This is a genomic window from Arenimonas terrae, from assembly GCF_006265115.1.
GTDB classification, from domain to species: Bacteria; Pseudomonadota; Gammaproteobacteria; order Xanthomonadales; family Xanthomonadaceae; genus Arenimonas; species Arenimonas terrae.
Genome location: NZ_SMDR01000002.1, coordinates 396,845 through 409,493, shown reverse-complemented (window position 1 = coordinate 409,493; position 12,649 = coordinate 396,845). Strand labels below are relative to the sequence as shown.

General features: G+C 68.3%; 10 protein-coding genes. 8 read left to right on the top strand and 2 right to left on the bottom strand.

What is annotated here, in order from left to right:
* Positions 1-33: 33 nt before the first annotated feature.
* Together E1B00_RS10660 and E1B00_RS10655 are read right to left on the bottom strand one after the other, a co-directional pair.
* Entirely contained in the window at positions 34-654 is a 621-nt protein-coding gene (locus E1B00_RS10660; protein WP_139448542.1) for a hypothetical protein, read from the bottom strand.
* Between the two features lie 19 nt (positions 655-673).
* Positions 674-3,121, bottom strand: a complete 2,448-nt coding sequence (locus E1B00_RS10655) for a penicillin-binding protein 1A (RefSeq protein ID WP_139448540.1) — start codon at positions 3,119-3,121, stop codon at positions 674-676.
* A gap of 245 nt (positions 3,122-3,366) precedes the next feature.
* Here E1B00_RS10655 and E1B00_RS10650 point away from each other — a divergent pair, with 245 nt between their 5' ends.
* From E1B00_RS10650 to E1B00_RS10615, 8 genes are all read left to right on the top strand, one after another.
* Positions 3,367-4,428 carry a pilus assembly protein PilM gene (locus E1B00_RS10650; protein ID WP_139448538.1) on the top strand — a complete coding sequence of 354 codons (1,062 nt, stop codon included), beginning with the start codon at positions 3,367-3,369 and terminating at the stop codon, positions 4,426-4,428.
* Positions 4,428-5,051: a PilN domain-containing protein gene (locus E1B00_RS10645; RefSeq protein ID WP_139448536.1), complete on the top strand. Its 624-nt coding sequence runs from the start codon at positions 4,428-4,430 to the stop codon at positions 5,049-5,051. The genes E1B00_RS10650 and E1B00_RS10645 overlap by 1 nt, the downstream gene beginning before the upstream one ends.
* Entirely contained in the window at positions 5,048-5,689 is a 642-nt protein-coding gene (locus E1B00_RS10640; RefSeq protein ID WP_139448534.1) for a type IV pilus inner membrane component PilO, read from the top strand. The genes E1B00_RS10645 and E1B00_RS10640 overlap by 4 nt, the downstream gene beginning before the upstream one ends.
* Positions 5,690-5,700: 11 nt before the next feature.
* On the top strand, positions 5,701-6,213 hold the full coding sequence (locus E1B00_RS10635; protein ID WP_139448532.1) for a pilus assembly protein PilP: 513 nt from the start codon (positions 5,701-5,703) through the stop codon (positions 6,211-6,213).
* A 15-nt stretch (positions 6,214-6,228) separates the two neighbouring features.
* Positions 6,229-8,391, top strand: coding sequence for a type IV pilus secretin PilQ (locus E1B00_RS10630; RefSeq protein WP_246048658.1), 2,163 nt, complete (start codon positions 6,229-6,231; stop codon positions 8,389-8,391).
* 91 nt (positions 8,392-8,482) lie between these two features.
* Positions 8,483-9,637, top strand: a complete 1,155-nt coding sequence (locus E1B00_RS10625) for an EAL domain-containing protein (protein ID WP_176693203.1) — start codon at positions 8,483-8,485, stop codon at positions 9,635-9,637.
* Between the two features lie 52 nt (positions 9,638-9,689).
* Positions 9,690-11,237, top strand: coding sequence for an alanine/glycine:cation symporter family protein (locus E1B00_RS10620; RefSeq protein ID WP_220396273.1), 1,548 nt, complete (start codon positions 9,690-9,692; stop codon positions 11,235-11,237).
* Positions 11,234-12,547, top strand: coding sequence for a dicarboxylate/amino acid:cation symporter (locus tag E1B00_RS10615; protein WP_139448528.1), 1,314 nt, complete (start codon positions 11,234-11,236; stop codon positions 12,545-12,547). The genes E1B00_RS10620 and E1B00_RS10615 overlap by 4 nt, the downstream gene beginning before the upstream one ends.
* Positions 12,548-12,649: the final 102 nt, after the last annotated feature.

Sequence of the window (12,649 nt, the reverse complement as noted above, 5' to 3'; positions counted from 1 at the left end):
CGGGGCGTTCTGTTTTGCGGGACCGGGCCAGCTTCAGTCTGCGGAATCGTCCAGCAGGCGGCGCAGCGCCGCCGCCGAGGCCCGGGCCATCGGCCGCTCCTCCAGGGGGTCCAGCGGCGGCTGCCGCAGCGCCTGGACCGGAAGCAGCACCAGTTCGAAGCCGACGCCGTCGGCGGCGAACTCCCAGCTGGGCAACTCGGCGGCACGGCCGCGTTCGAGCCGCAGCCGCCGGTGTCGCGGCTGCGCCGGAATTCCCCGTTCCTGCAGCAGCAGCGCCAGCGCATCGGGGTCGTCGGCGTGCAGGTGCAGGCTGACCACCGAACCGGGGCTGGCGTCGCCGTCGAGCACCGGGCCGACCAGGCGCGGTTCGAACGCCGCGAAGAAGCCCATCGCCTCCAGGGCTGCCTCGCGCAGCCGCCGCAGCTCGGACGGGCGACCGGGCGCGAACAGGCGCTGGCGGCCGCGCAGGGCCTCACGGATTTCTTCGCCGGTGGGCAGCAGCGCCTCCCCGCGGACGCCCAGCCGGGCCGCCGCCTTGCGCCGGGCGGCCTCGAGGTCGCCCTGGCCGCCCTCGATGATCAGCCGGGCGGCTTCCTCGGCCACCCGCAGGCGCTGGTGGCGGTGCCTGGGGTCCTCGCGATGGCGTGGGCTCATGGCGGCGCTTTCCCCCGCATCAGAAGATGTCGAAAGCCTCTTCGTTGCTCAGCTCGGGGTCGAGGTCGAAACCGCTGGTGGTGATGCGCTCGTAGTCCTCGCGCTTGAAGTACTCGGTCAGCGCGCCCGGCGTGCCCTCCGGCAGCAGCCGGCCGGTGGACGGGCTGATGGCGGCCGTGACGATGCCCGGCGGCGGCACGGCTTCGACCACCGGCACGTCCTTGAGGGCGACGCGCATGTAGTTGATCCAGATCGGCAGCGCGGCCTTGCCGCCGTATTCGCGCCGGCCGAGGCTGGAGAAGTCGTCCTTGCCGACCCAGACCGTGGTCACCAGGTCGCCGCCGAAGCCGGAGAACCAGGCGTCGCGGTGGTCGTTGGTCGAGCCGGTCTTGCCGCCGATGTCGTCGCGTTCCAGCACCTTGGCGGCCGTCGCGGTGCCGCGCTTGACCACGTCCTTCATCAGCGAACTGACCAGGAAGGCGGTGCGCTCGTCGATCGCGCGCGGAGCCAGGTTCAGCGGACCCTCTTCGGCGGGCTCGACCGGCGCGGCGGCGGTTTCCGCCGGCGGCGGTGCCGCGCCCTCGGGGCTGAAATCGAAGCCGTCCACGACCGAGGTCGCGCGCTGTTCGCCGGCGGCGCGGCCGGGGCAGGCGCGGCAGGCGCGCACCGGATTGGCCTCGGAAAGCACCACGCCGTTGCGGTCGAGCACCTTGTCGATGAACCAGGGGTCGATGCGGTAGCCGCCGTTGGCGAACACGGCGTAACCGCGGGCGATCGACAGCGGCGTCAGGGACGAAGTGCCGAGCGACATCGACAGGTTCGGCGGCAGGCTTTCCTGGCTGAAGCCGAACTGGGTGATGTAGCGGCTGGCGAAATCCACGCCGATGGCGTCGAGCAGGCGCACCGACACCAGGTTGCGCGACTGCACCATCGCCTCGCGCAGCCGCATCGGGCCGGCGAAGTTGCCGGCGTCGTTCTGCGGCCGCCAGACGTTGCCGGCGCGGTCGCGGAACACCACCGGGGCATCGAGCACGATGCTGGCCGGCGAGAAGCCGCGCTCGAAGGCCGCCGCGTACACGAAGGGCTTGAAGCTCGAACCCGGCAGGCGCTGGGCCTGGGTCGCGCGGTTGAACTTGTTCAGGCCGAAGCTGAAGCCGCCGACCAGGGCGCGGATGGCGCCGTCCTCGGGCTGCAGCGAAACCAGGGTGGCCTGGGCGAGCGGGATCTGGGCCAGGCGCAGCTTGCCGGTGGCCGGGTCCAGGCCGATCCGGACCACATCGCCGCGCTTGAGCACCTGCTGCGGGGCCTTGCCGGTCCACTGGGTGGCCTCGGCGTCGAGCTGCAGGGCCGTTCCGGCCGCGGTGAGCAGGTCGGCCTTGCCCGTGGCCGTGCCGGTCACCAGCACCGCCGACAGGCCGCCCAGGGTGGGGTAGGCCCGAAGGCGCTTGCGCATGGCTTCGGCGGTTTCGGCATCGTCCAGGGCCAGTTCGGCCTCGGGACCGCGCCAGCCGTGGCGGCGGTCGTACTCGAGCAGGCCGGCCTGGACGGCCTGGGCAGCCGCGGCCTGGTGGGTGCTGTCGAGCGTCGTGTAGACCTTCAGGCCGCTGGTGGTGGCCTCTGCGCCGTAGCGCTGCTCCATCTCGGCCCGGACCATTTCGGCGATGTAGGGCGCGTCCGATTCGACCTTGGGTTCATGCGGGCTCGCGTTCACCGGCTCGGCCAGCGCCACCTGCTCCTGTGCGGGCGTGATCAGCCCTTCCTCGCGCATGCGCTGCAGCACGTAGTTGCGGCGCACGAGGGCGCGCTCCGGGTTGATGATCGGGTTGCCGCTGGAGGGAAACTTCGGAATCGAAGCGAGCATCGCCGCTTCGGCCAGGGTGAGCTGGTCCAGGCTTTTCCCGTAGTAGAACTCCGCGGCGGCCGCGACGCCGTAGGCGCGGTTTCCGAAAAAACTCTTGTTCAGATACAGCTCGAAGATTTCGTCCTTGCTCAGCTCGCGCTCCATCTTCAGCGCAAGGAAAATCTCGGTGATCTTGCGGGTGTACGAGTACTCCGAGCTCAGGAAGAACTGCTTGGCGACCTGCTGGGTGATGGTGCTGCCGCCGGGCACGCGGCGGTCGTCGGTGGTAGCCAGCAGCCACACCGCGCGGCTGATGCCGCGCCAGTCGACGCCGGGGTGCTCGTAGAAACGGGCGTCCTCGATGGCGATGAAGGCGTCCTTGACGTGCCCGGGCACCTGCTCGATCTGGATCGGGAACCGGCGCGTCTCGCCGATCAGGGCCACCAGCTTGCCGTCGCGGGTGTAGATGCTCAGGGGCACCTGCAGCTCGACATTGCGCAGTTCCTGGACGTCCGGCAGGCGGGGGGCGATGAGCCAGTACAGGACGCCCAGGGCGATCAGGCCCAACAGGGCCAGTCCGGCGAACAGGATCAGTGCCCGGCGGAGCAGGCGTGCGAATCGGGCCATCCAGGGCCTCTCCCGAGGTTTACATCGACGTGGGGCAGGGAGTATAGAACGTGCCATGACCCGGAGTTGCCGTGGGGGCGGCCGGATTCCGGGGTCGAATGCGTCTATTAGGGGAGCGCGAAGGGGGAGGCCGACCGGTGGAAATGGACCCCGATAGGGGGGGGCATTGCCATTTGGGAATTTTTCGTTATTTAATGTAACGGCGCACCAATCGCTTGTAAGCGCCCGTCGGAAGGGGAGAAACCGTGGGTCTTTTCGGAAATGCCAAGACACCGCTGGTCGGCCTGGACATCAGTTCCACTGCCGTCAAGCTTCTGCAGCTCACCGAGACATCCGGTGGGAAGTACCGCGTTGAGCACTACGCGGTCGAACCGCTCCCGCCCAATGCCGTGGTCGAGAAGAACATCGTCGAGGTCGAGGCCGTCGGCGAGGCGATCAAGCGGGCCGTGGCCCGCTCCGGCACCAAGGCCCGCCATGCGGCGGCTGCGGTCTCGGGCTCGTCGGTGATCACCAAGATCATCCCGATCCAGGGCGACCTGGACGAGGACGCGCTTGAGGACCAGGTCCAGCTCGAGGCCTCGAACTACATCCCGTACCCGATCGACGAAGTCAGCATCGACTTCGAGGTGCTCGGCGCGGTGCCCAACAACCCGGAGATGATCCAGGTCCTGTTGGCCGCCTCCCGCACCGAGAACGTCGAGCTGCGGCAGTCGGCGCTGGAGCTGGGCAACCTCACCGCCAAGGTCATCGACGTCGAGGCCTTCGCGATGGAGAACGCCTTCAAGCTGGTTTCGGACCAGCTGTCGGTGCCCAAGGACGCGATCGTGGCCCTCGTGGACATCGGCGCGACAATGACCACGCTCAACGTGCTCCGCGGCCAGCGCAGCATCTACACCCGCGAGCAGGTTTTCGGCGGCAAGCAGCTGACCGACGAGGTCATGCGCCGCTACGGCCTGAGCTACGACGAGGCCGGCCTGGCCAAGCGCCAGGGCGGGCTGCCGGAAAGCTACGAAATCGAGGTGCTCGAGCCGTTCAAGGAAGCGCTGGTACAGCAGGTCAGCCGACTGCTGCAGTTCTTCTACGCCGGCAGCGACTTCAACCGGGTCGACCAGGTGGTGCTCGCGGGCGGTTGCGCCTCGATCGCCGGCATCGGCAGCCTGGTGGAAGAGCAGCTCGGTGTTCCCACCGTCATCGCTAACCCGCTCGCCAACATGGCGCTCGGGCCCCGCGTCCAGGCCCATGCCCTGGCGCAGGATGCCCCGGCGCTGATGATCGCGTGCGGCCTGGCCCTGAGGAGCTTCGACTGATGGCCAGAATCAATCTACTTCCCTGGCGCTCCGAGCGGCGGAAGCTGCGTCAGAAGGAATTCATGACCATGCTCGGCCTGGCGGCGGGCGTCGCGCTCGTCCTCAGCTTCCTGATCGTCATGTACTACAACGGCCAGATCGAGGGCCAGATGGCCCGGAACCAGTATCTCCGTGACCAGATCGTGCTGGTGGACCAGCAGATCAAGGAAATCGAAGAGCTGGACAAGAAGAAGGCCAACCTGCTCGCCCGCAAACAGGTGATCGAACAGCTGCAGGCCAGCCGTTCGCAGATGGTGCACCTGTTCGACGAGCTGGTGCGGACCATCCCCGAGGGGGTCCGGCTGAGCTCGATCAAGCAGAGCGGCCAGGTCCTGACGCTCGACGGCATGGCCCAGTCGAACGCGCGTGTCAGCTCCTACATGCGCAATCTGGAGGAATCGGGGTGGATGACCAACCCAGACCTCTCGATCATCGAAGCCAAGGGCTCCGACAAGGGTCTGCCGAACGTCTTCTCGCTCAAGGTGACGCTGAAGAGCCCGAGCAGCGAAGAAGAAGCCGTTGAACCGGCTGCGCCGGCGCCCGCCGCCGCCGCTCCCGCCGTGGCCGCAGGAGGTGCGCCGTGAGCAGCAAGAAAGTCGACCTGCGCAACCTCGATTTCAACAACTCGGGTGCATGGCCGTTCCAGGTGAAGGTGGGCGCGTGCGTCCTGCTTGGCCTGCTGATCGTCGGCCTGACCTGGTACTTCTTCGTCAGCGACCAGCGCATCACGCTCCAGGCCGAAGAAGCCACCGAAACGACGCTGCGCGAGGAGTTCCAGGGCAAGCAGGGCCGTGCCGCCAACCTCGAACCGCTCAAGCAGCAGCTCGCCCAGATGGAAGTGATGCTGCAGCAGATGCTGCGCCAGCTGCCGAGCAAGAACGAGATGCCGGACCTGATCGTGGACGTCTCGCAGACGGCCCTGGCCAGCGGCATCAACAACGAGCTGTTCCAGCCGGGTGCGGAGACGATGCTCGAGTTCTACGCCGAGAAGCCGATCGCGCTGCGCATGGTCGGCACCTACCACCAGTTCGGCGCCTTCGTCAGCGGTGTTGCCTCGCTGCCGCGCGTGGTCATCATGACCATGCACGACATCTCGCTGAAGCCCCGCGGCGCCGGCGACACCACGCTGGTGCTCGAAGGCACGGTGAAGACCTACCGTTACCTTGATGAAGACGAAGTCGCGGCTTCCGGGCCGGCGGCGACCACCGGGGGTGTCCAGTGATGGCGTCGTCCATGAGCAGGAAGGCGGTTTCCGGCATCCTGATCGCCGCCGCCGTGGTCCTTCTGCCGGCGTGCACGCGCGGCAGCGGCGACCTTGAGGCCTGGGTCGCGGAAGTCCGGGCGCGCCCGGCGCCGCCGCTGGATCCGCTGCCGGTGATGAAGCAGTTCGAGACCTTCGAATACGCCGCCCAGAACCTGCGCGATCCGTTCAGCCAGCCGGCCCCGGACAGCAACTCCAGCAACGCGCTGCGGCCTGATCCGAACCGGCGCAAGGAGGTCCTCGAGGCCTTCCCGCTGGACAGCCTCGACATGGTCGGCACGATCGGCGCCGGTGAAGGCGTCGTCGGTCTGGTGATGGGGCCGGACAAGGTGACCTACCGGGTTCGTCCGGGGAACTACATGGGGCTCAGCGACGGTCGCATCACCGCGGTCTTCGAGGACCGTATCGAAATGGTCGAACTCGTACCTGATGGGGCCGGTGGTTGGCTTGAGCGTCAAGCCAAGATCGCCCTTGAAGACAATTGATTGGGGGAATGCACGATGACCGCTAATAAGACGATCGGCGAGGGGATGGGCACCAAGCGCGCTTGGTTGCTGGCCATGGGAGCGCTCGCCGTCGGCCTGACGACGTCGCTGTCTGCCATGGCCGCGAATGTCCTGCAGGACGTGCGTTACGCCTCGGCCCCTGGGGGCAAGGTCGACATCACCCTGCAGTTCGCGGAGCCGGTGGGCGACGTCCAGGCCTTCACCACGGACACGCCGCCGCGCATCGCGGTGGATATTCCCGACACCAGCAACGGCCTGAGCCAGCGCCGCGTGGTGATCGGCAGCGGCGCGACGTCCGCGGTCTCCGCGGTCGAGGCCGGTGGCCGGACCCGGGTCGTGGTGGACCTGTTCAGGCCCGCCAGCTATACCACCCGCAGCGCCGGCAACCTACTCGTGCTGACGGTGGACGCTGGCGCGGTGCAGAGCAACGCCGCCAATGCGATGGCCAGCTCCTCGGATCCGACCAAGAAGGTCGCCTCCGACATCCAGGTCGCCAACATCGACTTCCGTCGCGGCGAAAACGGCGCCGGCCGGGTCATCCTGCGCTTCAGCGGTGATGGCGCGGCAGCCGACATGCGCAACGAAGGTTCGAAGGTCGTCGTGGACGTGGCCAACGCCTCGATCCCCGAGAACCTGCGCCGCCGCCTGGACGTCACCGACTTCGCCACTCCGGTCCAGAGCCTGGAGCCGAACGCGAACGCTGGCAGCACCCGGCTTGTGATCAACACCAATGGCGCCTTCGATTCGATGGCCTACCAGACCGGCAACGAGTACGTGATCGAGATCGCGCCCAAGCGCGGTGCGGTGATCGCGGCGGCGCCGGCGGCCCGGGCCGCGGGTGCGGTTGCCGAAGGTTCGCAGACCCAGGCCTATACCGGCCGCGCGGTGACCTTCAACTTCCAGGACGTGCCGGTGCGCACGGTGCTGCAGCTGATCGCCGAGGAATCCAACCTCAACGTGGTGGCTTCCGATACCGTCCAGGGCAACGTGACCCTGCGCCTGATCAACGTGCCCTGGGACCAGGCCATGGAGATCGTGCTGCGCGCCAAGCAGCTCGACAAGCGCCGCGACGGCAATGTCATCTGGGTCGCGCCGCAGAAGGAGATCGCCGACTTCGAGAAGGCGCGTGCCGATGCGCGCATCGCCCTCGAGGAGCGCGAGGAGCTGGTCACCGAGTACATCCCGGTCAACTACGGCAACGCCGAGGAGATTGCGAAGCTGCTGACCGAGGACAGCAAGAACAGCGGCGGCGGTGCCGGTGGTGCGGGCGCCGGTGCGTCCAAGGGCTTCCTGTCTCCGCGCGGCAGCGTCAGCTTCGACAATCGCACCAATACTCTGCTGCTGATCGACATCCCGAAGAAGATCGCCGAAGTACGCGCCCTGCTGGCCACGCTCGACCGGCCGGTGGACCAGGTGCTGATCGAGGCCCGCATTGTCGTCGCGACCGAGCTGTTCGCCCGCGAGCTGGGCGTGATCTTCGGCGTCCAGGACCGCGTGGGCACCCTGCCTGCGGCCGCTGCCGCCGGCGAGAGCACCAGCGATTCCGGCTTCCTCGTCGGCCTCCCGGTCGATGCCGCCGCCGGCGTGCTGAACCTCAGCATCCTGCGCAGCGACATCTCCCTGGACCTCGAACTTTCGGCCCTGGAAGAAGAGGGTCGTGGCGAAGTGGTGTCCAACCCGCGCGTGATCACCGCCAACCAGCGCGAGGCGATCATCCGCCAGGGCGACGAGGTCGGTTACCTGACGATCCAGCCGGCCACCACCCCGGGTGCCGTCGCCACCGCGACGGTCGAGTTCAAGGAAGTGCTGCTTGAGCTCAAGGTCACCCCGACCATCACCCAGGACGGCCGCGTCTACCTGAACCTGATGGTGAAGAAGGACGAGGTCAGCGACCTGGTGACCAACCCGGCCGGTGGTTTCGTGCCGCAGATCGCCCGCCGCGAGGTGAGCACCGCGGTGCTGATCGACAACGGCCAGACGGTCGTCGTCGGCGGCGTGTACGAGTTCAAGAACCGCGAAGACCTGCGCAAGGTTCCGTTCCTGGGCGACGTGCCGGTGCTCGGCAACCTGTTCCGGAACAAGGGCCGCTCCACCGAGAAGGCCGAGCTGCTCATCTTCGTGACGCCGCGCATCCTGCAGGTTGCCGGCAAGCCCTGATCCAGCAAGCCATCGTTTCACCGCCACAGGGCCGCGAAAGCGGCCCTGTGCCGTTTATGGACTCATGAACCACGGGGCGCGAGGAGAAGGGATGAGTCCGTTGAGGGTGCAGCTGGAAGCCGGCGATCTCCTGTTCCGGGAGGGCGACGAGCCCGGCGCCGCGTTCCTGATCGAATCGGGCACCATCGAGGTCAAGACCCACCAGCGCGGCGACGAAGTGGTCCTCAGCCTGCTCGGTCCGGGGGATCTGGTCGGCGAGATGGCGGTCATCGACGACGCCCCGCGCACCGCCACGGCGACTGCCGTCAGTGCCGCCGTGCTGTTCCCGCTCGACCGCCAGCAGATCGCCGACCGGCTGGCGGCCACCGACCCGATCGTGCGCTCGCTGCTGGAAGGCCAGCTGAAGCGCTATCGCGGTGCCCTGGCCGCGCTGCAGGGCAAGCAGCCCATGCCCGATACGCCGACGCCTTCGGAACGCCTGGGCACGGGCCGGATCCGCCTCGAGGCGCAGCTGCGCGAGGCCTTGGCCAACCGCCACCTCGAGCTCAGCTACCAGCCGTTGCTGTCGGTGGCCGAAGACCGGGTCGCCGGCTTCGAGGCGCTGGTGCGCTGGAACCATCCCGAGCGCGGCTGGATCTCCCCTGGCGAATTCGTCGCGCTCGCCGAGGAAACGTCGCTGATCGTGCCGGTGGGCGAGTACGTGATCGACACCGCCTGCGACGCCGTCGGCCGCCTGATCGCGGCCGGCACCTGCCGCGCTCCTTTCGTCGCCGTGAACGTATCGGCGCGCCAGCTGGCGCATCCCGGCCTGATCGAGCGCATCGTCGCGCGGGTGGACGCCGCCCGCCTGCCGCGCGGCAGCCTCAAGATCGAGATCACCGAAAGCCAAGTGCTGGACTACACCCTGGTCGCCGGCATCATCGACGTCTGCCATGGCCACGGCATCAAGGTCGCCCTGGACGACTTCGGCACCGGCTACTCGCACCTTTGCCACCTGCACAGGCTGCCCTTCGACACCATCAAAGTGGACCAGTCCTTCTCGCGGAGCATGCTCGACGATGTCCGTTCGATGGCCATCGTCGAGACCATCGTGCGCCTGGGCCACGCCCTGTCGGCCGACATCGTGGTCGAGGGCATCGAGACGCCGGAACAGCTCGAGGCCCTGCGTCGCCTGGGCTGCCAGTACGCGCAGGGCTATCTGATCGGCCGGCCGCAGCGCCTGGACGTGCTGCTCGCCTCGGGCTGACAGGCCGGCCGCGGCTGGTAAGCTGCCCGGGTTTCCATTCCTGGACCGCCTGGTGACCCAGACCCTGTCGCGCCTGACCGGCGCCGCCCTTGCCCTCGCCGTCGGCCCTGCCCAGGCCGCCACGGGCATCGATGCCCGCATCCAGGCGATCTTCGGGCCGATCGCCGACTGGCTTTCGGCCGCCGTATTCGTCGAACTGCCGCTGCCTGGCGGTCTGAGCGCTTCGGCCATCGTGGTCTGGCTGGCGGTCGCGGCCTGCGTCTTCACCGTCTACTTCCGCTTCGTGAACCTGCGCGGCTTCGCGCACGGCTTCCGGGTGATCCGCGGCGACTACGCCGATCCGACCGGTCCGGGCGAGGTCAGCCATTTCCAGGCGCTGACCGCCGCGGTTTCGGGCACGGTCGGGCTGGGCAATATCGCCGGTGTCGCCGTGGCAATCACGGTCGGCGGCCCCGGCGCCACCTTCTGGATGATCGTGGCCGGCCTGCTGGGCATGTCCTCGAAGTTCGTGGAATGCACCCTGGGCGTGATGTATCGGCGCCAGAACGCTGACGGCAGTGTCTCCGGCGGGCCGATGTACTACCTGCAGCAGGGCATCGCCGCCAACCACCCGAAGCTGGCCGGTCTGGGCAAGGGTCTTGCCGTGTTCTACGCCGCCTGCATCGTCGGCGGCGCGGCGGGGTCGGGCGCGCTGTTCCAGGCCAACCAGACCTTCGCCCAGGTATTCGCCGTGACCGGTGGCGCCGAAGGGCCACTGGCCGGGCGCGGCTGGCTGTTCGGCATCGGGCTGGCGGTGCTCACCGGCATCGTGGTGGTGGGCGGCATTTCGCGCATCGGCAAGGTCACGGCACGGCTGGTGCCGGCGATGGCGGCGGTCTACCTGCTGGCGGGCGCGGTCGTGCTGGCGGTGAATGCCGACAGGATCCCGACGGCCGTCGCGGCGATCCTGCACGGCGCGTTCAGCGGCGAGGCGGCTTACGGCGGCGTACTCGGCGCCCTGATCGTCGGTTTCCGGCGAGCGGCCTTCTCGAACGAGGCGGGCCTGGGCTCGGCGGCGATCGCCCATTCGGCGGTGCGCACGCGCGAGCCGCTCACCGAAGGCTTCGTCGCGCTCTGGGAGCCGTTCATCGATACCGTAGTGATCTGCACCATGACGGCGCTGATCATCATCGTCTCCGGGCAGTACCTGCAGCAGGGGCACGACGGCGTGGCGCTGACCTCGCAGGCCTTCGCCACCGTGTTGCCGTGGTTTCCGTACGTGCTGACGGTGGCGGTGTTCCTGTTCGCCTACTCGACCATGATCACCTGGGGCTACTACGGCACCAAGGCGGTGGGTTTCCTCACCGGCGAATCGGTGCTGGCGATGAACCTGTTCAAGGCGGTCTTCCTTGCGATGACCGTGGTCGGCTGCTCGATGCAGCTCGGCAGCATCGTCGGCATCGCCGACGCGATGCTGCTGCTGATGTCCATCCCCAACCTGATCGGCGTCTACCTGCTGATGCCGGTCGTCAGGCGCGAACTCGACAGCTATCTGGCCCGGCTCAAGTCCGGTGAGATCCGTTCGAACCGCGTCCGTCCCGCCACGGAGTCCCCGCGATGAGCACCCGCAAGCCCCTGCCGCTGCACTGGAAGATCGCCATCGGTTTTCTCGCTGGCCTCGTGATCGGCCTGAGCGTCCACTATTCGGCCGGTAGCGACGCCGCCTGGGTGAAGTCGGTGATCGGCTACGTCACGCAGCCGTTCTCGACCCTGTTCCTCAGCCTGATCTTCATGCTGATCGTGCCGCTGCTGTTCTCGGCCCTGGTGGTCGGCGTGTCCGAGATGGGCGACGTGCGTTCGCTCGGCCGCATCGGCTGGCGCACGCTGGCCTACACGGTGCTGATGTCGGGCACCGCCGTGCTGATCGGCCTGGTGCTGGTCGGACTGGTGCGGCCCGGCGCCGGCGTCGACCCGGTGCTGGCGCAACAGCTGCTTTCCGAAAGCGCCGAGCGCGCGCAGGCGATCGTGCGCGACAGCCAGTCGCAGGCCAGCGGCATCGACATGCTGCTGTCGATCGTGCCGCAGAATGCGGTGCGCGCGGCTTCCGACAACGGCACCATCCTGGCGCTGATGTTCTTCTCGCTGATGTTCGGCATCGGCATTGTCCTGAGCCCGGCGACGCCGGCGCTGGCGGCGCTCAAGCGCGGCATCGAGGGGCTGTTCGAGGTCTCGATGACCCTGATCGGTCTGGTGATCCGGCTGGCGCCCTATGCCGTCTTCTGCTTCATGTTCAACCTGGCGGTGCTGTTCGGCTGGGACCTGCTGATCCGCCTGGGCACCTACGTGCTCGTCGTGGTCGGGGCGCTGGCGATCCATCTGTTCCTGGTCTACCCGGCGGCGCTGAAGTTCCTGGGCGGCTATTCGCCCGCGAAGTTCTTCCGCGGCGTGCAGGAGGCCATGCTGATGGCCTTCAGCACCGCGTCGAGCAATGCCACCCTGCCGACCGCGCTGCGCGTGGCCGACGAGAAGCTCGGCCTGCCGCGCCACGTCTCGCGCTTCGTGCTGACCATCGGCGCCACCGCCAACCAGAACGGCACGGCGCTGTTCGAGGGCGTGACGGTGATCTTCCTGGCCCAGTTCTTCGGCGTCGACCTGAGCCTGGGCCAGCAGTTCCTGGTGATGCTGGTCTGCATCCTGGGCGGCATCGGCACCGCCGGCGTGCCCTCGGGCTCGCTGCCGGTGGTGGCACTGATCTGCGCGATGGTGGGCGTGCCGGCCGAAGGCATCGGCCTGGTGCTCGGCGTGAACCACTTCCTGGACATGTGCCGCACCACGGTGAACGTCACCGGCGACCTGGCCATCGCCACCCTGGTATCCCAGGGCGAGTCGCACCGGCCGGCCGAACCCGCGGGGGCCGTGGAGCAGGCCTGACCGCGGCGACCTAGCAGCGCCCGGCCCGGGCCGCAACCGCGACACCGTGGCGGGAGGATGGGAGAATACGGCGCCCGCACCCCGCGGGAGCCGCCTCCGAAG